The organism is Planococcus sp. CPCC 101016, assembly GCF_007859295.1.
GTDB lineage: Bacteria > Bacillota > Bacilli > Bacillales_A > Planococcaceae > Planococcus.
Window position 1 is genome coordinate 1886071 of sequence record NZ_VOHB01000002.1, and the last position, 22518, is coordinate 1908588.

Here is a 22518-nt window from a genome sequence, read left to right on the forward strand (position 1 = left end):
GGAGGCAATTCATGAATAGTTTTATAGTTATGCAAGGAGAGACTTATCAGGAAGAACACAATGCGGGAGTGCTTTGGACACCGCAAATAGATAAATCAGGCATGGTTCCGCATTCTTGGAACCGGATGCAGGAGTTGAAGAAAGGCGATATTGTTTTCCATTACGTAAAAGGGCTGCTGGTGGCAATCAGTCGAGTAAGGGAAGATTGCCATAAAGGCAACAAACCGAAAAGTCAGGCTGAACAAGGGCAAGAAGCGGCTTTTATCGCGCACACCGTCTACCGGGAACTGGAGCATCCATTATCGATCAAAGAATATTTCCATGAAATTCTTCCTTTATTGCCAGTGAAATATTCAGCTTTTCAAGAAGACGCGAGCGGCAATTCAGGTTACTTGTATCCCTGTAATGAAGAGCTCGCGATGAAGTTTTTGGAACTGATCAGCTCATTAAACATCTTTACTTTAGAGGTAGAGCAGCTGGAACTCGCCATGGAAGTAGTCAAAAAAACCGAACACAATCCGCTGCTCGGATTGATTGCTGAAGCTGAACTGGAAATCAAAACAAAAATGCGCAGAGGCAAGGAGCAATTTCGCGAAAGCTTACTGCCGCTCTGGAATGGGGAATGTCCGCTTTGCGGCATTGCAATCGAAGACGTCTTAAAGGCAACCCATGCCAAACCTTGGAAAGACAGCTCGGATGCTGAACGGTTGGACCCTTTTAATGGCATCCTGCTTTGCGCCAATCATTCAGCTATGTATTCGGCAGGATTGATTGCTTTTACTGGCGGAGGAAGACTGCACATCTCAAGTCGCATACCAGAAGAACAGTATCCATTATACGGTTTGCGAAAAAGCTTGAAGGTGCCGGTATCATTAGAGCATGCATCTTATTTAAGGTGGCATAAGCGCATCGTTTTCGCAGAACCGAGAAAAGTCAAACTGCTGACCAACCAGGAATAAAAGATGATACATACGTCTTTTGGCGCACAAAATATGCTACACTGAAAACAAATGAATAATCATGCAGAAAAAAGGTGCTGATTCGTCAGCATAACAGGGAACCCGGTTAAATCCCGGGGCTGTTTCCGCAACTGTAAGTGCGTATGAAATAAGAAAATGCCACTGTTTAGGTGACTAACATTATCTGAACGGGAAGGTTCTTAGAGTAAGCCGATGCACAAGCCAGGAGACCTACCTTTTTTTGAACGTATTTTTACTCTTCGGAAGATAAGGGGATCATACGGCAACGTTTCTATTTTTGACTGCTGAAGTATGTCTCTGAATAGCTATGGCGCCGCCCTCTTTTGAGGGCGGTTTTTTGCTGTTTACCGGAGCGTTCATTGCGGCGATTTTCATTAGTAAATATGTGAGGTGAATAGATGAAGAAAGACATGCGTTATCTCTGTTATCCGTTCATGCGTGAATCAGCTTCGACTGTGGACTTTGAGATCAGGACAGATTCACTGACTACACGCATCGGGGAAGCACTGGCGCTGACAACGGAAGTTGAAGCAGTTCAACGGGATCTCCAAATTCTTCAGCCGATGGCCTATCATCTGAATGGTTCTGTTCGCGGGAAATTGGCTATTGATGAAGAAGATTTAAATCAGCTTAGTAGCATGTATGATTATTATGTGAACTTCACAAAAGATCAAATCGGTCATTTTGTGTTGCCGCAGGGAGCACAGGGTGCTTGTGCGCTGCATATTTGCCGCAGCGAAGCAAAGAAATCAGTAAGAGCCTTGCACAAAGTGAGTTTGGAACGCGATGTACCGGAAATCCTGTTTGATTATACCCACCTTTTAGCGAATGTGCTCTTCACAATGGCGGTTTATGTCAATCAGCATCATGATGTAAAAGAAATACCGTTTGTCAGCAAGTCCTATCCAACAAGACCTAAAAAGAAAGAAGTGGCCAAAAACTAATGAAAATAACTTTATTCAAGTATCTATCCATCGGAGCATTTGCCCTAACTCTTGGAGCATGCCAATCTGACACAACTGAACCAACTGAAACAGATTCGCCTGAAACAGCGACAGAATCTGAAGAACAGACTAGCTATGCCATAACAGATGATTTAGACAATGAACTGACCTTTGATGAAGTTCCGGCTACTGTGGTGTCGTTGATTCCGAGCAATACGGAAATTCTGTATGCTATTGGAGCTGGTGATAAACTCGTTGGCGCTACGGACTATGATAATTATCCAGCAGAAGCAGCTGAAGTGGAACGTGTTTCCGATTCAGTAACCTTTAATGCAGAGCGCATCATTGAAATGGAGCCCGATGTCGTTATCGGTTATTCTACAGGTGCGCCTACCGGTTATGAGGACTTGGAAGCAGCAGGAATCCAAGTATTTGTCATAGAGTCAGCCACATCTTTCGAGGATGTCTATGGGGATATCGAGCAAATCTCGACTGTAATGGGACTTGAAGACAAAGGGGAAGAATTGATTGCCTCTATACAAGAGCAAATCGAAGGCGTCCAAGAAAAAGTAGAGTCGGCAGAAGAAAAAAAGCAATTGTATTTGGAAATCAGCCCATCACCTGAAATCTACACAACCGGACAGAATACGTTTCAGCAGGAAATTTTGAACCATGCCCATGTCGAGAATTTATTTGGAGACATGGAAGGATGGCCGCAGATTTCTGAAGAGGAAGTCATTCAACGGAATCCGGAAATCATTGCAACCACTGTTTCTTACGTCGAAAATCCAATTGACGAAATCAAAGCCCGTGAAGGGTGGAGCGACATGGAAGCGATTAAGAATGACCAGGTATTTTTCTTGGATTCTGATATTACGTCACGGCCTGGACCGAGAATCGGTGAAGCTGTCGAGTTAGTGGCAAAAACTGTCTACCCGGAAGCATTTGAATAAATATTGCAAAACCCCCAGCTTTGAAAAAAGCCGGGGGTTTTGTCTTTCATGAGCAATCATTTATTGCATCTGTTCTTCCAAGACGTCTTGATCAATTCCGAATTCTTCCTTCAGCACTTTTCTTTTTTCTGCAGGAGACAAATCGGTTCTTTTCTTTTCTCCATTTTCTGAGCGCGTCAACTGACTGCCGGACAACGTGATCCGTCCGGTCGTTGTAGCGCGTGTGACCAGATCATCATGAGTGAAAGGAGAATCTTTGGAGACTTGGTTAAAGATACAGCCTTCGTGGAAATCAGCCAATTGTTTTTGTTCTGAAGAAAATCTGTACAGCACCTGTTCCTTATCGTCTTTTTCTCTGACCAAATCATAAAAGACTTCGTCTACTTTCTCGACTCGGTAAGTTCCGCTATGGTCTGTGTGGCGCTCGCCGCCAAGAGGGATCGGACTGATGGTCGAATCCCCAAAACCGGCATCTACGAGATAAAGTGTATCAAGCTCCACCAAAATAGCCGCATGCGTATCGGCTTTTGACCAAGTGCCATCAGGCTTTTGAACAGTTGCAGATATCAGTTTTGCATCGAACCCTAATTGATTCAGGAGCCAGTGGAATAAGCCATTTAATTCATAACAATATCCACCTCGGTGCTGGTTGACAATTTTTTCATAAATACTCTCCAGATTCAAATAAATTGGAGTGTGCCGGATAACATCCAGATTTTCAAAAGGTATATTCTGCATATGCAAAGACTGAAGATCTGCCAAGTTTTGTAGGTAGTTTTCCTGATGGGGCGAAGCTTTAAAACGTTTCAAGTATTTTTCTTTATTCATTTTATTCATTCAGTCCTTTCGGTTTTAAAAAACATTAAATCAAAAATGGAAAAATTATTATTCATGACTAGGAATTAATTGTGTGTAATCCAACTCTGCGTGGTATAGTTAATTTGTAGAAAAAGATGAATCGCAAATGCAAATGACTGGATTGTATTGAGTTACATAAAAAAGAAAGCAGGGTGAGGAATATGGTATCTACTACAGACGTTGCAAAACATGCAGGTGTTTCACAGACGACCGTCTCACGAGTATTGAATAAACCGGATCAAGTGAAGAAAGAGACATACAATAAAGTTATGGCAGCAGTAAATGAATTAAACTATTCAGCAGATGCGAAAGAAGAAGCCAGACCCCCAATTACTAAAACCAAAACAATCAGCCTTATTGCTGGGGCAGTGGATGACCCGATTTTTATAGGAGCGGCTCCGGCCATAATTAGCTATGCAAAAGAACGCGGTTATCACGTCAATGTCCATTTTGTTGGAGAAAATTCAATGGATGCTTATAATATAGCGCTTGCAAGCAAAGCAGATGGACTGGTTGTCGCTTCTGTTTTGTTGAATGATTCTATTCATGAAAAATTAATTCATTCGAATATTCCATTCATTTTAATGAACTCCAGTTATAAGAATAGCCAGCATTCAATTGGATTGAATAATGAAGAGGCCGGATATTTGGCAACAAGTTATCTTCTGGCTGGTGAGCATGAAGAAATTGCATGGGTAGGCGGGAAATTAGACAATCCAACTTACAAGGAACGTTTCACTGGATTTATCTATGCACTGCAAGAAGCGGGGAGCAAAATCCGTAAGAAACGTCTTGTAATCGCCGACACGGACAAATCTTCTCTACAGGAGGCATTCAACAGCCTTCAAGAGCTGAAAAAGAAGCCAACTGCCATTGTTGCAGCCACTGATGAAATAGCCATTCAATTAATGGATTTTTACAAAGAGGCTGGGTATCAGATTCCAAAAGACATTAGCATTATTGGCATAGGCAACTCTGAAATTGGACAGCATTCTGTGCTAAGCTTAACTTCTGTCGGCTCAGCTGATGACCTGGCTAACTTAGGCCAAGAGACCATTAAAAGACTTTTTGATCGAATAACATTAGGGCAGGATGAAGCATTTAATGTCAACAGGGAAGTTTGCCTGTTCAAGCGAAATACGACAGGTTAAACGGTTTTCTCAAGAAGACGCCAATACAAGGTGGAATTCCTTTTATTCCTGTCCTTATAGCCTTACCCTAACCCTTAACATCATTAAACCGCAATGAAAAAGCAGTGCTGGCATTCGTGCCTGCGCTGCTTTTTTCCGTTATTTATTAAGCGGTACGGACATATCAGCAATTGTTTCAGCCGTTGATTCTATAGCCTAAGCAGAGTCTGCCGTCATTTCATTTCTTTATGCGTAAATGGGCATTTGCCCTGAATCGGTTCACTGTCATCTCCGATGAAGAATTGTTTCCATTCGTTATGGTCCGGATCGCCAAAGTGGCTGATATCCGGATGTGTGGGAAGGTGGTCCCAAGATTCCACACGTTGACGCACCTTTTCACGCGACATGACACCGCCTTTTTCAGTTCCTTTTAATCCTTCGAAAATACGGCGAGGCTGGAAACCGAGAACCATGGCGTTGCCAAGGTCACGTGTTTTCCGCTGCTTATAAGCCGGTGTATTGCCGAATATGAAGATGGGTTCGCCTTGGAAGGTGAAATCCCATAAGTAATGATCGGGATCCCTCGGAGCATCTTTCGGCCATTCCATTTCATCTTCATCATGCAAGTATTGAAGAATGTCCCAGAACTGTTTCCGGTATGTATCAAGCGAGCCTTCCTCTTTGAAAGGTTCTACAAATAAAAACAATCCGTGCCTTTTATGTTTCGGGTCGTTAAACAGAGTAAGGAACGATTCCACAGCTGCAGGCAAATTGCTCCAGTCTTCTTGTGTGATGTAAGCATAGCGCAGTTCGCCTTTCAACTCACCGCTCATGCCAAAATAACAAGGAAAAGTCTTATCGGTTACAGTTTCATGAAAAGTCTTGTATTCGGCCAGCAGCCATTCCGGCAAATCCGTCCGCGTTTTGAAATCTTCTTTCGTCAATAAAGCTGAGTTGGTTGTTATCATGTAATGTTCCTCCATATGCCAAAAAATTAGGTCTTCTTTCTCTTCCCTAAGATATGGAAGACAAAACAAAAACGGCTGAGAATTTTCTCAGCCGTTTTGATAAAACCTTTAAAAAGCACCAGAGCCGCCACCGCCGCCGCCAACACCGCCAGCCGGCATAGAGCCTGTTCCACTGGCTGAAGCACTGGTTGTAGAATTGGCAGCAATGAAAATGCCTGTCAATAAGACCGGATTGTAAAATACGCCCATATCCGCGAATGCCGACTGGCTATAGGCATTAGTAAAGCTTTGTGTGTTCCGGTTTGCTGATTTTTCATCCGTCCCCAGCACATAGGCATAGGCGCGCATCTTCTCGTCTTGAGTCAATCGGTTCCATTCCGACGCGTCCAAGTTCTCCATGGCGATGCGCAGCTGTTTCCATTCTTGCCGTATGACATGTCCCTCAAAAGTGATTGGCGAGTAGAAACAAAAAGCGACAAAGCAAATACCGATGATGAGGGAGAAGAACATCAAGGGCAACAAGTTAAAAATGCCAAAAAAGATGGTTGCTGCAAACAATGCCAGACCGATCAAACCGGTGGTCCAGCGCAGCACAGGATGCTTGCCGTATAAATCCTGCTGTTTTACTTCTTCAGCGACGCCTTGCTGCCAGGCGGCTATGGAGTCATTGTAGGAAGAGTGGTTCAGTTCGTTTTTCGTATAGCTCTCTAAATCCTGAGTCATAAAGTGCTCCCCGTCCCCGATCTTATCGAAAAGCAGTTCGATCAACCTTGCTTCATGATCGTGTTCAGTATGGCGGTCGAGCAGCCGGAACTGTTCTTCCAATAGCTGTTCAACATTTTTCTTCCGCACCAATTCCATTAAGGCTGCCGCTGTAACTGGCGGTGTCAATATAGCAGATTTAGTAAAATACAGAGTGGCTGGGATGCTCATTTTTTGCTTGGGAACAAAGAAGTCACCGTTAGCCGGTTGTGCCTGCTGCTTAGTTTTGCGTGCCCGGTTCCAAGCCCAAGCGGTTAAGGCAAGCAAGAAAGCACCTGCAGCGGGAATCAGTCCATTGCCGATGGCGGCACCCGTACCCTGTCTTGCTGCAAAAATTATCGCTTCGTCCTCAAGACGTTCTGCTTCTTTTGCCAGCTCTTTCCGAATCATCCCATCCTGTTCGGGAATGGCTGGAAATAAAGCTGGGTCAAATATAACGCGAACGTCTCCATTGGAGCCTTCCGGAACGGTGTTCATGTCAAAGCGGACTGAGCCTTCATCTTGCAGACTGCCTGTTTGATAAGCTTCTTCATATCCAAGAAATGCCGTATCTTCCGACGGAGCGGGTGGGAGGACTGTAACCGTCATCTGTTCATAAGCACTTTCATTGCGGTCATCAAAAAATGGCCAGTAAAATTCAGCTCCATCTTCATACTTTTGGATAGCACTTTGGATTTGATAGCGCAATTCAATTGTTATGGTCTCGTCTTCACCTTGACGGAACACTTTGTACACATCACCATCGCGTTCGGTTTTCAATTCCTTGCCGTTTTCTAAGCCGCTGAAACTTTGAATCGAGGTTCCTTCTTTAGCAACGATTTCCCGCGTAATGCCATTGAATTCTCCATCAAACTCGTACGTATGATGTTCCACAACATCCACTGTGCCATCTGCATTCACCTGCGCATCAATTGTCACTTCTGAAATGGTATAGTCGACAGCCAATGCGTGAAGGGGGAACAAGACAAAAACCAGCAGCATCAATAAAACTGTTATCGATTTCTTCTTGTGCATTTCCATCACCTCTTTCCATATTTACGGGAAAGTCCACGGAAAGTTTCAGAAAGACTGCTCAGCGAAGTACGCCGTGAGGCAAAATCGCATGTACGCCTTTGACGCCATTAACGACTTGAGTGACATGCAGATCAACAGCTACACTCGATAAGGCCGTTGCTTCAGTTCGGGATATGCCATAAAATTTCTGCATGAAGGCAATCATCTCAGCTAGTGCTCCGGCTGCCGCTTCGTTCAAGTCTTGATCAAATCCGAAGGTGATCCATCCTGCAGGGGTATGCGCACGCGGCATAGTTAACTGCATGTCTTCATGTACAATCAATGTAATATCAACAAGATCCATCGGACACTCGATTGCTGTACCGGAACTTTCCCCATCACCTTGGACTGCATGGCCATCTCCTAAGGAAAAAAGTGCACCCTCTACAGAAATGGGAAGAAACAGGCTGCTGCCGCGAACCAATTCCTTGCAGTCAATATTGCCTCCAAAATAGCCTGGCGGCTTAGTCGGGAAGCTTCCTTCTTCTTTTGGTGCTACAGCCATCAACCCAAGAAAAGGAGACAGCCCTACTTTAAATTCCTTTCCTCCAAGTTCACAACTCCCTGTCATTCTTGCTGCATCCAGCTTCCAATCCACTTGCAGCCGATCACTTTCCGTAATTCCTAGTTTATCGTTTTGCCAAGCGGGGGCGCCGCCCGCCCAATTGCGCCCGTACCAACCGGGAACCAACTTATTAGTGCGCACTTCAAGCACCATGCCCGGTTTGGCTCCGGAGACCGCAATCGGACCTATAATTGGATGAGCCAGCTTTTCTTCCTGTTCGCGTGAGGTGAAAATTGTCCGCTCTTCCTGTGGGGATGCAGAATAGCCCCATTGGATGTCTAGCGTCTTCAATTGAATAGTATCTCCTGAATTGACGGTTAAAATAGGCTTGTAGCTCCGATTGTAAGATGAGTGGAGAACACTCGAATCAAGTGCAATGGTATGAATCACTGAAATGCCCCTTTCGATAAAACGGATTTTGTTTATTCAGCTAATTATAACAATTAACTTGGCCTACAGACATAAAAGAATCTTATTCCAAGGTAAGACAACAGAAGAAGCAACAACTGAAGTTTCCTTTATAATAAATAAATCAGATAGTCCCTTATCAAATCTACTAGTTCAAGCCAGAAAGGAGACACACACCATGGAGATTGAAAATTTACTCGATGCAAAAACCAGGCAAGAATTAAGAGACTGGCTCGAAAGCAATTCCACTGCTGAAAAATGCTGTTGGGTGCTTGTCAGTATCTTAGAAAAACCGGGCGTCGTTCAATATTTGGATGCCGTTGAAGAAGCTTTATGTTTTGGATGGATTGATGGCATTATGAAGAAAACTGAAGCCGGAGACCTCGTTCAACGCCTTTCGCCAAGAAAAAAAACAAGCAACTGGACAGAATTGAACAAAGAAAGAGTAAGAAGGCTGCAGGCATTGGGGTTGATGAAAGAGGGGGGATTGAAAATCCTGCCGGACATGCAGATTGAGTCTTTTGCTATCGATAAAGAGATTGAGACCCGCCTGAAAGAAGATAAGCTGGTGTATGAGAACTATTTGAACTTCCCTGAGCTCTACAGAAGAATAAGAATCGATACCATTCAAAGTTACCGCAACGATCCTATTATTTTCAATAAAAGGCTGTCAAAATTTATTGATCATACAAGAGAAAATAAGATGTACGGCCAGTGGAATGACAATGGTCGATTGCTCAATTACAAATAAAAAAACACCAGCCGCAACTGGTGTCAGACTGAAGACAAAGTTATATCAAAATGAATAAAAGACATAATCCAACCGGTCTGGCTACTTCGCTTGACGTGGGCTCTCGGCACTGGAAAAACCCCTGCTCCTGCATCGCCGCGCTAGCTTCGTCGCTGTGCTGCTTCCAACAGGAGTCTTCGTGGCCAGTCCGATTGGGCAGCTTTCTTGTAGAGGGAACTGGTTTTAAAAACTGCCCCCCTACAGAAAACGATGGAGCAGGACACGAGAGATCCTAGCTTTTCAGAATCCGGAGCGCAAGACGGCGACTCCAGCGGGACAGCGAAGTGCCGAAATCCACTCGGGCGCCAGTCCGAGTTAGTTCGGCGCGAGCCCGCGGAAAGCGTCCGTCTGGAGCGAAGGATGCGCTACCTAGCCTATGATGCCTGTATTTTTATTCTCTCGGAGAAGTGATTATTCTTTTGTCTACAAGCTCCAACCAGCCGCGGCTGATGTTTTACATTTATTCTAAACGATGCCACTCTTCCAGAACATCACCGATCTGACGATTGTTGATGACTACATCGGCATAACCATCTAGCGGTGTAGCTTCCTGATTGACAATCACCAACTTTGCACCATGTTCTTTAGCGATGAGCGGGAATTGGTTGGCCGGGGAGACGGATAATGATGAGCCGAGGACGATAAATAAGTCGGCTCGACTCGCTTCATCAAATGCCATTTCAAAAGGCTGTTCCGGCAGCATTTCACCGAACAATACGATGGAAGGACGAAGTGTGCCGCCGCATTGGCAGCGATACGAACCTTCAAGAAACTCTTCACTGCTATAGAAGGTGCCGCATGATTGGCAGTGGACCTTTTGCAAGGTGCCATGAAGTTCAGCGACTTTTTGGCTGCCTGCCTGCTGATGAAAGCCATCCACGTTTTGAGTGATGATGGAATGCAGGCGACCTTTCTTTTCCCATTCGGCTAAAATACGATGTCCCCGGTGAGGTCCATATTCCTTAATGCCAAGCACACGTTTCCGGTAAAAGTCGATAAATTCATCGACATTGGTATTCAGCGCCTGAACACTGGCTACCTGGCTCGGATCTTTTTGCTGCCAAAGACCTTGATTGGCAGAGCGGAAATCAGGCAAGCCGCTTTCCGTTGACATGCCGGCACCGGTGAACACAACTACATGCGTTGATTTTTCCAGCCAGTCTTTAATCATTCGATTCACTCCTTGCCAAAAATCTTTGGGCGTTCCGGCCACGACCGGGCATCTGCTTCTATGCCGCCCAATAGTTCTCTTCTGCGTTCTTCAAGCTCTGCAAATGCTTTTGTATACTCTTTTTCGGGGACCAGCGGGATTCCTGCCTCATGAAGATACGGAAAATCAGGTACAGAAGGAACGGTTTCTGATGGTTTGTAGAAAGATTTATTAAGTGTATTCAAGTAACTCTGTACACTGGAGCGGGCTTCTTTAAGCAATAGGCGGTTTGGGTGGTGAGCAGAAGGTACAGCAAATTTCATGATACTCAGCGCCTCGTCCAGTATCACGACCGCTGAAGGCATAGCCGTTTCATTGCTTGCAGAGTGGTAATAATGCAACACGGGATAAGCGATATGCTGTGCTGTGAGCGTGCTCAACTGTGTCGAATAGGTATTCAACAGCAAGTCGATGTCGTGAAAATCCCTGCCGTTCCAAGTGTTTTCGGCAAGCTCTTCCGCAGTTTCCCCAACTCCATGAATGCTGGCAGCAAAAGAACGCTTTGCTGTAACCGCACTTAAAATCGAAATCAAGTAAGTGACGCCGAAAGTGATGAATAACATGCCGGTCCCAGTTGCAACAACGGAGGCGATTTGCCAAATACCTTCACTGGGGCTAAAATCACCATTCCCCAGAGTAAAGATCAAATACCCTGCATAATAAATGCGGTCGAACCAGGAAATCGGGTCATTGCCTTGAGAAGGGGAAATCGATCCTTCCAAACCTGCGAATACTAAGGTCCAGCCAACCCACAGCATGCCGATCCAGGCAGCTAGTGTCGCACTTAAAACAATGGGTCCAGCCAAACTTAGAGGCTTTGAGTGGCCGCCTGAAAGTTTTCTAAAGATTTTCCAAACGACAGAAGACAGGCGGTCAGTAACTGGGCCGGCTCCACCGTCTATCCACAAAGTGGTCCAAGTAAAGTCGACGATGCACAAGACGATCAAAATAATGCCCATCGCTAAATAAAGAGAATCCAGAAAAAAACACTCCTTTCAAGAGATTGTGACAGATTTCAAAAATTTGCTTTGATTTTAATGATAATGCCTGCATAGCCAAATGTAAAAAAATCTATTTTCAGCAAAGTCTCGCACAATAGGTAAAGAGCGGAAATGTGTTAAAATAAAAGAGAAAATCAGCAAGAAGGGACGTGCAGCAGATTGATCAAGTTTCGATCCGGTGCCCTTTTTGAAAGAGCACCTTTTCTCGCTTCAAAAAAAACCAAAACAACACTAACTATAGAAAACATTGTTATTTTAGGTGATTCCGTGGCATATGGCTATGGTACCAAAGGCGGCATCGCCAATTATCTGAAAGAAACCTTTCCCTCAAGCCGCATCACGAATCTCGGCATTAATGGATTGACGAGCAGCGGCCTGGTACAGAAAATGCGGACAGGCTCCTGGAACCAGCCGCTCGTAAAAGCTGATCTGGTCCTGTTAAATATCGGGGGCAACGATTTGCTGCGTGGGTTCCGTGACGGCGGGGCAACGGGCTTGATCCGTCAATTCGCTATCCTGAAACGGACTTACCGACAAAACCTGCTGGAAATCTATTCGCTGCTTCGCAGTGCTAACGCCGATGTCATCATCGTCCAGAACAATTTATACAATTCGATGAAAAAAGAAGAACAGTATTTTGGCTTCACCAACCTGCTATTTCGTCTGTGGAATACAGCAATTGGTGAAAAAGGCGTAATTGTATCCAAAACAAACGCCATGGGGAAAAATCCATCCATTTGGCTGGATTCCATTCATCCCAATGATGAGGGCTATAAACTTATGCATGAATTGTTGATCAATACATTATCAACTACCGGATTTGCCATTCATGCTGAAAAGAAATAATGTTTTCATAGAATGGATAAAAAGCACAAGGATAAATTCCTGTGCTTTTTTATTATTAAAAAGTTTGATGGATAACTGAATAGTAAAGACAATAAAGGCAGTTAACCTTTTAAAAGCAAGGAGGAAACTGTTGAAAAATCCATTGTTTAGTATGTGCTTATGGTGATGTTTTTACTCTTTTTACAAAGCTGCGGAAAATAGAAAGAAAATTTGGAAGGGGTTGAACAGATGCCTAAAATTACTGGCAATTGGGAAGGGACTATAGAGGTTCCTAATCAGAATTTGCCGATTACTGTTAAATTCCAAGGGCAAGAAGGAGCCAATTCCATACCGGTTCAAGGAATCAGGGATTTTCCGCTTTCATCCATTAACTTTGGGGATCCGTCCCTTCATTTTGAAAATGAGCATTCAAAATCAACAGCTTATTTTTGACGGTGTGCTTGAGCAAGGTAAAGTAATCGGTTGCTTTACTCAACAAGGGCCGTCTTTTCCTTTTGAATTAAACAAAGCCTTGGAAAAGGAGGAATAGGGCATCCAACCACAATAGATGTAACAGGAGGGGCAATGAATGCTTTAATTCTGAAAACTGATGGCAAAGGGCCGTTTCCGATTCTACTGATGCTGACAGGAAGTCGACAGGCCGGCAGACGAAGTCATGATGGCGCAATTAGCGGTGCAGCTGCCGGCATCCTTGCTTGAAAAGTCAAAAAAATAATTGCCCAATTGGGGGCAAGCCGTAGAAGAAGTAAGTCCGGATCTGGCCAGCATTTTCCGGCCATCGGTTCAGCCTTATTTAATTTCCTGGCTGGCATATAATCCAGTAGAAGAACTAAGCAAACTTGAGATACCGATCTTTATCGCGGGCGGAACTACCGATTTGCAAGTGCCAATTCAAGATGCTGAACGGCTTTAGGCTGCAAATGATTGGGCTGATAGAAGGAATCGTAGAATTTTTGAAACAATAAGCTAACACCTTCTGATAGCCGGAAGGTGTTTTTTGATTGCTTTAATGGAATTTATTGATGGCCAATCGCATCAGATTCAATCCTTTCTTATATTTGCCAAAAAAAGATTGACTATTGGAAATTAAAATAATAATATAAAGAATGTTTCTAATTGCTAATTATGTCTTTCGATTGTATGAATCTGTAAAACCTATACTGTCAAGGAAGAGATAGAGGGGGAATTAAAGAATTCCGAAAATCAGGATTGATTATAATCTTTTTTTCGCTATATTAAGAAAGCGTTCTCATAAACGAATAGGGGTGTCCAATGTTCACATTTTTGATTTCCATCGTTATTTTGTTAGTGGCTTATTTTACATACGGCAAATTCATTGAGAAATTGTTTGATCCTGTTGAAGCGAGAAAAACACCGGCTTATGCAAACGAAGACGGTGTGGATTTTGTACCAATGAACAAACATAAAAATGCGTTGATTCAATTATTGAATATCGCTGGAACGGGACCGATTTTTGGTCCGATCATGGGAGCGCTTTATGGTCCTGTTGCATTTTTATGGATCGTCATCGGATCGATTTTCGCTGGAGCAGTCCACGATTACCTGACCGGCATGATTTCTATCCGAAATAAAGGCGCGCACATTCCGGAGCTTGCCGGGAAGTTCCTTGGTGCCGCTTCCAGGCATATCGTCAATCTATTCGCTTTATTGCTGCTATTATTGGTCGGAACCGTGTTTGTGACCACGCCGGCATCACTGCTGTCGATCTTAATGGATGGCAAGCTGGCGGTTGGCATTATCATTGTTATCATCTTCTTCTATTATTTCCTATCGACGATATTGCCGATTGATAAGATCATTGGCCGGTTCTATCCTTACTTTGGGGCTGTATTGCTAATCGGAACATTGGGTGTCGGTATTGCACTTTTGTTCTCCGAATACAAAATACCGGAATTGAACTTCACGAATATGCATCCGGGCGATTTGCCGATCTTCCCGATCTTGTTCTTCACGATCACGTGTGGAGCACTTTCCGGTTTCCACGCCACCCAATCGCCGATCATATCACGGACCGTCGAAAAAGAATCACAGGGCCGCTATATCTTTTACGGCATGATGATTGCAGAAGCTATCATTGCGATGATTTGGGCTGCTGCAGCTATGAGCATTTTCGATGGCCAAACATTAAGTGGGTTGATTAACTCAGGTACCCCGTCAGCGGTCGTCAACGAAGTCTCGATGACATTGCTTGGAGCAGTAGGAGGGACGATCGCGGTTCTCGGTGCTATCGTGCTGCCAATCACTTCGGGTGATACGGCATTCCGTGCGGCACGCTCTATTATTGCGGATTACATTAAAATGGATCAAACCAAACTGATGAAGCGGCTTGTCATCGCGATTCCTTTATTTATTATTTCTGCCGTTCTGACGCAAATCGACTTTAATCTATTGTGGCGTTATTTTTCCTGGGCTAACCAAGCGACCGCAGCGATCGCTTTATGGATCGCCACCATGTATCTCTATATCCAGGGGAAAAATTACTGGGTATCGCTTGCTCCGGCCATCTTCATCACCTATATGGTTTTTGTCTATATACTCAATCAGAAAATCGGTTTTAATTTGGATTTGAGTTTGTCGTTTCTTATTGGCCTGGTGCTCACCGCCATAATCATTGTCATGTTCTACATCAAGGCGAGGAAAAACCGGAAAGAAGATGTGCAGACTGTTGCCGCAGTCGAATAAAACGCTTGGTCAAGCTGCGCTTCCCTTATCAGAAACAACTGATAAGGGAAGCGCAGCTTTTTTATGGAAGTTTGCACAATAAAACCATTCCGGGAATTGACTGAAATAAAAAACTCTTTATTTATCCTGTTTTTTTGATAAAATAAGAAATTGAGATGATTAGAAGCTTTCGCAGAAAAAGCCGGTCACTCTTAAAAAAGGGAGGAAGAGTCAATTTCTAATAATTGGTTATGGTTGCCGATATTGATTTTATTGATGAACTGCATGCGATATGCAGAAATCATGGCGTATAATAGTCTGGCTTCATACCAAGTCATTCTGTTTTCAGTCAGTATCATCGGCATCATTTATTTGCTGTGGATTATATTTAAAGAAAAACTAGTACGCCCAAAACCAACCGGTAAAAGACATTTTAAAATTTGATCTTCGGTCCATAAAAACGGCTTGCCCCTTGTGAAATTCGGGACAAGCCGTTTTTGTTGTTTGTCGATTAAATTGGATAATGTTCGTCCTTCAGCAGGTTCTGCAATGCCTGTTTTTCCAAGTCAATTTCATTCATTGTCCGGACGCCCTTGCGGCGGATTAAAGACAGCGGTGGACACCAACCTTGAAGCGCATGCTGAAGCATGAAAACACTGACAGCTCCGCTTAAGAAAGCCCATTTCCGATCGACTGAAAGTGCCAGTATAGTAGAAACCAGTGCAAGTGATGCCATATTTACTTCCAGAACACGTTCTGTATCCCATTCACGCTCCAGTTCTGAAATGCGTTTCTTAACCGCTTCAGGCTCTTGGCGCTTGAAGGTGTTGATGCGTGCTTCGGTTTCACGCTCGATTTTTTGATTGATGTGATCAGGTGTAGCTTTATTGACCTTGGTCTGCGTTGATGGCAGTGCGTCGATTTGTGCAGTCATAGATGGTTCCTCGCTTTCAGCCTTTTTCCTTTGTATTCCGCATTAAAGGTCTACTAAACCTTTTGTCTTCATAAAAAGATTTCCAGTAAGCCGTGATACGGGGTTAATGCTGCTTAGAAAGTTTTATCGGTGATATAATGGCCGCATACGATTCATAGAATTCGAGTTGCTATACACAGAACAGAAAAACAGGAGTGATGCACATGATCCGCGTATTATTTGTCTGCCTCGGTAATATATGCCGTTCCCCCATGGCGGAAGCGATTTTGCGTGAGCGGCTAAATGAAGAAGGCTTATCCCAAAAAGTTAAAGTGGATTCTGCAGGAACCGGAAATTGGCATGTCGGTAGAAATCCCCATCCTGGAACACTGGAAATCCTTGAAGACAGAGGAGTTTCTGCGAAAGGATTAAAAGGCCGACAGCTCCACCGGGATGATTTTGAAGAATTCGATTACATCATCGGCATGGACCAAGCCAATATCAGGGACATCCGCTCGATGCTGGGCCAGCCGGACCATTCGAAAATTCTCCGGTTTTTGGATCTTACTGAACATGCCAAGGATGTACCAGACCCTTATTACACGGGCGATTTTCAGGAAACGTATGCATTGGTTGATGAGGGCTGTAAGGCTTTGCTCAAAAAAATCAAGAAAGAGAACTCCTTGTAAAGCAGGCTGTTAAAGAAGAACAGGCCGGAAATAACATTCCGGCCTGTTCTTTAACTATGCTATTCAAATCTTGCCCAGACCTCCGGCAGCAGATCTGTCAATTCATGCGCCAATAAGGTGTGGGGCGAGCGGTGTTTTGTCCATTCATCTGCGCAGGCACCGTGGAGATGAACTGCATTTAGAACTGCATGCCTCCAGTCAGAATGGCAGCATAGCATGCCCAGCATCATGCCGGTTAAGGTGTCGCCGGTTCCGCCTTTGGCAAGCGCACTGTTGCCAGTTGGATTTCTCCAGACCTCGCCGTCTTGAAACGCCACAACGGTTGTTTGGCCTTTTAGGACGATCGCAACACCTAATTTTTGTGCCCACAGCTGGGCGAAGTAAGCTCTGTTTTTCTGCAGCTCCTCCACTTCTACGCCAGTAATTCGGGAAAATTCAGCAGGATGCGGCGTCAAGATGACAGGAGCCTGCCGAGTGGGATAGGCGCGCTTACTTAAAGCGCCAGCATCCAAAATAACGGGGAGAGGACTGTCAAGCAGGCTAAGGACAGCATTTTCTGTTACTGCGTCCGGTTCAGTTCCAGGTCCAATTGCAGCAGCTCGGTAGTCGTCGAGCTGTATTTTTTTGTCTGCAATTCGGCTCCGCCCGTCTAATAAGTAAGTCGCTTCCGGCAAGCGGGGCACCATCATCGCCATGGCTTCAGGCTCAGTCGCGATGACCAGCTTGCCTACTCCGCCTCTCATAGCACCAAGTCCGGCAAGCAAAGCGGCACCAGGCATCTCTTTGGTGCCGGCTATCAGTAAAGCAGTCCCGTAACTTCCTTTATGGCTGTCTGCAGCTCGTTGAGAAAGTGTCGCTTTTATATGATTTTCTGTCCAAAAGCCTGGAGTATCTCCAGCCATATCCATTCTTCATCCTCCTTCTGCAGTCATCTGCAACATGATTCCTGAACAGTCTTTACGATTGCCGGGATTTCATTTAGATGCATCGCCGTATAGCAATTATTCTGCTGCATTGCGTCCATCTTAAAGTTACGCAATTTCCGGTCAGATTGCAAAAATATCACCAAATATACCATGAATTCTGATAACATGAATTTATGTCGCTTCTTGTAGAAAAGAGCAATAAATGAATTTTTAAATGAGGGAGATGCAGGATGAAGAAGATCAATGTACTGGTAACCGGAATAGGAGGACCGACAGCTCAAGGGCTGCTGCGTGGATTTCTGGAAAAAGACAATGTCTTTGCCGTCGGCGCTGACCGTCGCAGATTAACATCAGGCAATCAATTTTGTGATAAAACCTACCAAATTCCCAGGTTTACTGATGAAAAATTGTATAAACAAGCCATAGCGAAGATTATCGAAGAAGAAAAGATTGATGTCGTATTTCCTTCATTGCATGAGGAAATTGAGTTGTTCCATAAATTTCGTGAAGAACTGGATGTTCTTGTCGCATTGCCGGAAAGCAACCATTTTGAGGTTCTCAGCGATAAAGAGAAAGTCTATGAATTTTTATCTGAGCATCAATTATCTCAATACATACCAAAATATGTCGGATTTACCGGAACACAAAACATACATAACGTATTGAATGAATCTTTTCCTGATGAACCATATGTGGTGGTAAAAGAAGTGACGGGCTACGGGTCAATGGGGTTCTCCGTTGTCACCAATCGGAAAAATTACCTGGCTGCTTTGAAGGCCGGCAAAAACAAATATGTCAATGTGGACGATTATTGCGACTTGGATTCGAACGATCGCAGGATTGCCATGGAGTATCTGGCTGGCAAGGAATACAGTGTCGATGTACTGATCCATAATGGAAAAGTGGTAACTGCTGTTCCACGGGAACGGACGGGTGTTTCAAGCGGCATTGTGCTGGATGGAAAAGTGGTCTATAACGAAGAGTTGATCGAAGGAGCCACACGCATAACAGAAATTCTGGCAGACAATGGGTTTTTAAACCTGCAATTCTTTAAAACAAGCGATGGCTACAAATTGACTGATGTCAATGCACGGTTCTGTGGAAGCCAGGTGATGAGTCTTGGAGCCGGTGTGAATTTCCCTTATCTGTACCTGCAATACAATATGCTTCAAGAATATATTGAAGTGCAACCAAGATGGAATACCCGGATGATTCGTTTCCGGGATCAGTTTTTTGTCCACGAAGATTAAATTGCTGCATCCTTAAAGCTTTCAAATAAACAATAAACGGTCGAATTGGGGTTCCTATGAAAAAAGCAGTTTTACTTATCATGATTTTAACGATTTTCTCTAAATTCATCGGGTTCTTTCGGGATATTACTTTATCCTACTTTTACGGCGCTTCCGGAGTCAGTGATGCTTATTTGATTTCACTGACCATTCCTACGGTCATTTTCGGGTTTGTTGCAACCGGCATTTCCACTGGCTATATTCCGATGTACAGCCGCATTGAGGAGAAAGAAGGAGAACGTCAGAGCAAGGCTTATACCAATAACTTGTTGAATATACTCCTCGTTTTTGCAACAGTCGTGGTTATCCTCGGTTTGATTTTTACGGAAATACTGGTACGGCTATTTGCCAGCGGTTTTACTGGCGATATTCTTGATTTAGCCGTCACATTTACACGAATTAGCATCGTCGGCATTTACTTTACGATGACGATCCGTATTTTAAGCGCTTATCTGAACATGAAAAAATACTATGTGGTTCCTACTTTGATCGGATTGCCGCTCAATATCGTGTTGATCATTTCAATTATTCTCAGCGACCGGTATGATTTTGTGCTGATGCTGGCAATCGGAAATGTTGTGGCGATCATCGTCCAGTTTCTGATTCTGATATATTTTGCTCACCGGAAAGGATTCCGCTATCAGTTCATTTTCAAATTAAAAGATGAGCATATCAAAAATATGGTATTTCTCGCCATTCCGGTGATCATCGGTTCATCAGTCAATCAAATCAATAAATTGGTAGATCGGACTTTGGCGTCTCAGATTTCCATTGGCGGCATTTCTGCATTGAATTACGCCAATACACTGAATTTGTTTGTACAAGGGGTGTTCGTCGTATCAATTTCGACGGTTATGTATCCGCTGATATCGAAAATGGCTTCAAAAGGCAATATGGACGGGTTGAAAAAAGCCTTGGGGCAGTCAATTACCGGCATCAATCTTTTGGTTATCCCGGCGACAGTGGGCTCATTGTTTTTTGCGGAACCAATCGTTGCATTGTTGTTTGGCCGAGGTGCTTTTGATGAGCAGGCCATCACCATGACTGCCGCTGCTTTTTTCTTTTATTCGATCGGCATGATCGGCTATGGGCTGCGGGAAGTATTATCACGGGCTTTCTATTCGATGCAGGATACACGGACACCGATGATCAACGCCGCACTGGCAATGATTTTGAATATTATATTAAACTTTATTTTGTCAAAATACCTGGGCATTGGAGGCTTGGCATTAGCCACCAGCATAGCTGCCATTTTCGGCACCGTGCTGCTGTACTACAGTCTGCGCAAAAAAATCGGTCCGTTGGATATGAAGAACATTTCTTTGCCTTTTTTGAAAATCAGTTTGGCGTCATTGATCATGGGAGGGACCGCAAAGTTACTTTATGAATTTCTGCTTTCATTTGCAGGGTTGAACCTGTCCTTGATAAGCGCAATTGTTTTTGCAGCTGTGATTTATTTTGTGCTGGTTTCCTTTATGAAGATTAAAGATGCAGATGAATTGATCGCTGGTTTGCGCAGGAAAATCCTGAAACGTTAGAGTGGAAAAACCCTCGCACATTTGGGGCTGTCCCTTAAGCCCCTAAAATAAAACAGACGAAGAAAAAGAATTCCTTTTCTTCGTCTGTTTTTTTGATTTGTGGAAAATATTCCTGAAAGTAGCTGGCAGATACCCGCTACTTTCAGGAGATTATGTGCCAATGCCACATTCCCGAACCCGTGTGCACTTTTTCGAGGCCCTGATAGGCAATATCCAGACCGATTCATAGCCCGCTATGTTAGACAAGTGGCTCAGCCGTCTTTTGGCACGCTCTATTTCTTGTCATTTCGCCTCAGTCAAATGCCTAGGACCAAACCTGCTCGTAAAAAAATGCTTATTATCCGAACATAAACTTTACTGAAAGGACTTATAATATATAAAGAATGAGAAGCGAACATAATCGTTAAATAAAAAAACACAGTTTATATAAGAGAAAAGAGCAGGAGAGATTCTACTGCTCTTTTCTCTTAACCAGTAGTGCTTGTTTGAACAGTTGCAATTGCAGAAAAAAAATGAGTAGAGACCATTCTTTAAAGTATCTTTTCAGATGTAGGTGCAATAGCAAGTTCTTGACGACCGAATATAGCAGGGTATCACTTGGATGCGTTTGAATTCATATGCAGCTCCAGCAAGTGGTAAACTAGGTTTACACTCGTTATTCGGCTTAAATTGATTTCTCAAAGCCTAAAGCGAACTATACTAAAGGGGATGGAATGTGTGGAAGCTAGTCAACCAATTCGCTTAAATGAACGAATGCACTTGATTGATGGATTTGATTTGGGGCTGACCGAACGGACGGGCACTTATGTTATTGAAGAAGAGGAACTGACGCTAGTGGATACCGGCCCCAGCCCATCAGTCAAACATGTCAAAAAGGGACTGGCAGCTTTAGGCCATAGCCTGGAAGACGTTAAATACATAATCGTCACCCATGTCCACTTGGATCATTCTGGCGGTGCTGGCCTTTTGCTTCAAGATTGCCCAAACGCTACAGTAGTGGTCCATCCGAAAGGCGCCAGGCACCTGTCAGACCCGAGCCGTCTAATAGCGGGAGCAAAAATGGTCTACGGGGAACAATTTGATGAGCTGTTCGCTCCGATTCTAGCAATTCCGGAAGAGCGCCTGCTGATAAAAAACGAAGGGGATCACTTGAAAATCGGGCCATCCTGCCTGCTTGAATTTTGGGATACCCCGGGACATGCCAATCATCATTTCAGCATTTACGATCCCGTCAGCAACGGAGTTTTCGCTGGAGATACGGTTGGTATCCGATATGAGCAGCTGGTGAGAGAAGGCATTGATCTGTATTTGCCTTCCACATCGCCCAACCAATTCAATCCTCGAGCAATGCACAACGCCATCGAACGGATGTCTTTAGCTGAACTTGATGCAATCTATTATGGTCATTTCGGTAAAACCGACAGACCCGAACAAGCATTGCGGCAATCTGAAGAGTGGTTGCGGGTATTTGTTGAAGAAGGCCAGGCAGCGCTATCTTCTCAACTAAATGCAGCTCAATTGGCAGAGCGCTTATTCAACCGGGTTCAAACCGATCTAAGGACCCGCAACGTGCCGGACGATCATGAAGTCTATCCGTATATCCGGCTGGACATGCAAGTCAGTGCCATGGGAATTTTAGATACTTTATCTAAACAATAGCCGCAAGAAACCTGTGCTCCTGCACAGGTTTTTTTATGCGTGTAAATGGAGCCACCGCTAAATCAGTACAATCGTAAGAACTGGATTAAAGAACTCAGGAGCGGGTATTCTAAAGTATACCAACAGTCAAAAGGAGTGAAGATCAAATGGGACAAAATGATAAAAAGAATAAAGATGAAGCGGAAAAAGAACAATACACCGGCACACCTGAACAGCAGCTGCCGGATTTGGAAGCCGAAGAGCAGCAAGACCGGCAAAAAGAACAATATGAAGAAACGGCCAGTACTGGAAAAGATGACGAGTCTAAAGATGAATAATTGGTTATTCATTAAATCGATTTAAAATAGTCTGGGA

At 44.0% G+C, this 22518-nt stretch carries 24 protein-coding genes and 1 riboswitch; of the genes, 16 read left to right on the top strand and 8 right to left on the bottom strand.

Translation table 11 applies throughout. The features are described from left to right. Positions 1-11: 11 nt before the first annotated feature. The 3 genes from FQV26_RS08880 to FQV26_RS08890 all read left to right on the top strand — a co-directional run bounded on the left by FQV26_RS08880 (position 12) and on the right by FQV26_RS08890 (position 2877). Positions 12-959 carry an HNH endonuclease gene (locus FQV26_RS08880; RefSeq protein ID WP_146557130.1) on the top strand — a complete coding sequence of 316 codons (948 nt, stop codon included), beginning with the start codon at positions 12-14 and terminating at the stop codon, positions 957-959. A 54-nt stretch (positions 960-1013) separates the two neighbouring features. Then, positions 1014-1212, top strand: a riboswitch (cobalamin riboswitch). Positions 1213-1378: 166 nt separating this feature from the next. Then, positions 1379-1924, top strand: a complete 546-nt coding sequence (locus FQV26_RS08885; RefSeq protein ID WP_146557131.1) for a hypothetical protein — start codon at positions 1379-1381, stop codon at positions 1922-1924. Continuing rightward, complete coding sequence (locus FQV26_RS08890; protein WP_146557132.1) at positions 1924-2877, top strand: ABC transporter substrate-binding protein; 954 nt, start codon at positions 1924-1926, stop codon at positions 2875-2877. Before FQV26_RS08885 ends, FQV26_RS08890 begins: the two co-directional genes overlap by 1 nt. Before the next feature lie 60 nt (positions 2878-2937). On the opposite strand, the gene FQV26_RS08895 is transcribed toward FQV26_RS08890, so the two are convergent. Then, positions 2938-3705 (bottom strand): arylamine N-acetyltransferase family protein, encoded by a 768-nt coding sequence (locus FQV26_RS08895; protein ID WP_146557133.1) that lies wholly within the window; start codon positions 3703-3705, stop codon positions 2938-2940. A gap of 191 nt (positions 3706-3896) precedes the next feature. Between FQV26_RS08895 and FQV26_RS08900 the strand changes: the two genes are divergently transcribed. Beyond that, on the top strand, positions 3897-4886 hold the full coding sequence (locus FQV26_RS08900) for a LacI family DNA-binding transcriptional regulator (protein ID WP_146557134.1): 990 nt from the start codon (positions 3897-3899) through the stop codon (positions 4884-4886). Between the two features lie 212 nt (positions 4887-5098). On the opposite strand, the gene FQV26_RS08905 is transcribed toward FQV26_RS08900, so the two are convergent. The 3 genes from FQV26_RS08905 to FQV26_RS08915 form a co-directional block, all read right to left on the bottom strand. Then, a complete protein-coding gene (locus tag FQV26_RS08905) occupies positions 5099-5833 on the bottom strand; it encodes a YqcI/YcgG family protein (RefSeq protein ID WP_146557135.1) in 735 nt (244 codons plus the stop codon). Positions 5834-5941: 108 nt separating this feature from the next. Next, entirely contained in the window at positions 5942-7609 is a 1668-nt protein-coding gene (locus FQV26_RS08910; protein WP_146557136.1) for a DUF2207 domain-containing protein, read from the bottom strand. Between the two features lie 58 nt (positions 7610-7667). Beyond that, complete coding sequence (locus FQV26_RS08915; protein WP_146557137.1) at positions 7668-8603, bottom strand: acetamidase/formamidase family protein; 936 nt, start codon at positions 8601-8603, stop codon at positions 7668-7670. Between the two features lie 196 nt (positions 8604-8799). Between FQV26_RS08915 and FQV26_RS08920 the strand changes: the two genes are divergently transcribed. Continuing rightward, a complete protein-coding gene (locus FQV26_RS08920) occupies positions 8800-9372 on the top strand; it encodes a YdeI/OmpD-associated family protein (RefSeq protein ID WP_146557138.1) in 573 nt (190 codons plus the stop codon). Positions 9373-9871: 499 nt separating this feature from the next. Here FQV26_RS08920 and FQV26_RS08925 read toward each other — a convergent pair whose 3' ends face one another. Together FQV26_RS08925 and FQV26_RS08930 are read right to left on the bottom strand one after the other, a co-directional pair. Beyond that, on the bottom strand, positions 9872-10582 hold the full coding sequence (locus FQV26_RS08925) for an NAD-dependent protein deacylase (protein WP_146557139.1): 711 nt from the start codon (positions 10580-10582) through the stop codon (positions 9872-9874). A gap of 5 nt (positions 10583-10587) precedes the next feature. Next, positions 10588-11580: a potassium channel family protein gene (locus FQV26_RS08930; protein WP_146557140.1), complete on the bottom strand. Its 993-nt coding sequence runs from the start codon at positions 11578-11580 to the stop codon at positions 10588-10590. Positions 11581-11781: 201 nt separating this feature from the next. Here FQV26_RS08930 and FQV26_RS08935 point away from each other — a divergent pair, with 201 nt between their 5' ends. From FQV26_RS08935 to FQV26_RS08950, 5 genes are all read left to right on the top strand, one after another. Next, positions 11782-12468 (top strand): GDSL-type esterase/lipase family protein, encoded by a 687-nt coding sequence (locus tag FQV26_RS08935; protein ID WP_146557141.1) that lies wholly within the window; start codon positions 11782-11784, stop codon positions 12466-12468. A gap of 228 nt (positions 12469-12696) precedes the next feature. Next, on the top strand, positions 12697-12900 hold the full coding sequence (locus tag FQV26_RS08940) for a hypothetical protein (RefSeq protein ID WP_146557142.1): 204 nt from the start codon (positions 12697-12699) through the stop codon (positions 12898-12900). A 132-nt stretch (positions 12901-13032) separates the two neighbouring features. After that, complete coding sequence (locus FQV26_RS19010; protein WP_261384289.1) at positions 13033-13167, top strand: hypothetical protein; 135 nt, start codon at positions 13033-13035, stop codon at positions 13165-13167. A 16-nt stretch (positions 13168-13183) separates the two neighbouring features. Further along, positions 13184-13381 carry a hypothetical protein gene (locus FQV26_RS08945; RefSeq protein WP_146557143.1) on the top strand — a complete coding sequence of 66 codons (198 nt, stop codon included), beginning with the start codon at positions 13184-13186 and terminating at the stop codon, positions 13379-13381. Positions 13382-13740: 359 nt separating this feature from the next. Continuing rightward, the gene (locus FQV26_RS08950; protein WP_146557144.1) at positions 13741-15171 is read left to right on the top strand and encodes a carbon starvation CstA family protein; all 1431 of its coding nucleotides are present in this window, start codon (positions 13741-13743) and stop codon (positions 15169-15171) included. Positions 15172-15661: 490 nt separating this feature from the next. Here the strand turns inward: FQV26_RS08950 and FQV26_RS08955 are convergent, their stop codons facing one another. Beyond that, positions 15662-16084 carry a YgaP-like transmembrane domain gene (locus tag FQV26_RS08955; protein WP_146557145.1) on the bottom strand — a complete coding sequence of 141 codons (423 nt, stop codon included), beginning with the start codon at positions 16082-16084 and terminating at the stop codon, positions 15662-15664. Positions 16085-16287: 203 nt separating this feature from the next. Between FQV26_RS08955 and FQV26_RS08960 the strand changes: the two genes are divergently transcribed. After that, positions 16288-16752, top strand: coding sequence for a low molecular weight protein-tyrosine-phosphatase (locus FQV26_RS08960; RefSeq protein ID WP_146557146.1), 465 nt, complete (start codon positions 16288-16290; stop codon positions 16750-16752). A gap of 59 nt (positions 16753-16811) precedes the next feature. Here FQV26_RS08960 and FQV26_RS08965 read toward each other — a convergent pair whose 3' ends face one another. After that, the gene (locus FQV26_RS08965; RefSeq protein ID WP_397431016.1) at positions 16812-17654 is read right to left on the bottom strand and encodes an NAD(P)H-hydrate dehydratase; all 843 of its coding nucleotides are present in this window, start codon (positions 17652-17654) and stop codon (positions 16812-16814) included. 254 nt (positions 17655-17908) lie between these two features. On the opposite strand from FQV26_RS08965, the gene FQV26_RS08970 reads away from it, so the two are divergent. The 5 genes from FQV26_RS08970 (at position 17909) to FQV26_RS18755 (ending at position 22481) form a co-directional block, all read left to right on the top strand. After that, entirely contained in the window at positions 17909-18928 is a 1020-nt protein-coding gene (locus FQV26_RS08970; RefSeq protein WP_146557148.1) for an ATP-grasp domain-containing protein, read from the top strand. A 56-nt stretch (positions 18929-18984) separates the two neighbouring features. Further along, positions 18985-20505 (top strand): murein biosynthesis integral membrane protein MurJ, encoded by a 1521-nt coding sequence (gene murJ / locus FQV26_RS08975; protein ID WP_146557149.1) that lies wholly within the window; start codon positions 18985-18987, stop codon positions 20503-20505. 235 nt (positions 20506-20740) lie between these two features. Then, positions 20741-20866, top strand: a complete 126-nt coding sequence (locus FQV26_RS19015; protein WP_261384290.1) for a hypothetical protein — start codon at positions 20741-20743, stop codon at positions 20864-20866. 356 nt (positions 20867-21222) lie between these two features. Further along, positions 21223-22164, top strand: a complete 942-nt coding sequence (locus FQV26_RS08985; protein WP_146557150.1) for an MBL fold metallo-hydrolase — start codon at positions 21223-21225, stop codon at positions 22162-22164. Between the two features lie 146 nt (positions 22165-22310). After that, on the top strand, positions 22311-22481 hold the full coding sequence (locus FQV26_RS18755; RefSeq protein ID WP_186759701.1) for a hypothetical protein: 171 nt from the start codon (positions 22311-22313) through the stop codon (positions 22479-22481). Positions 22482-22518: the final 37 nt, after the last annotated feature.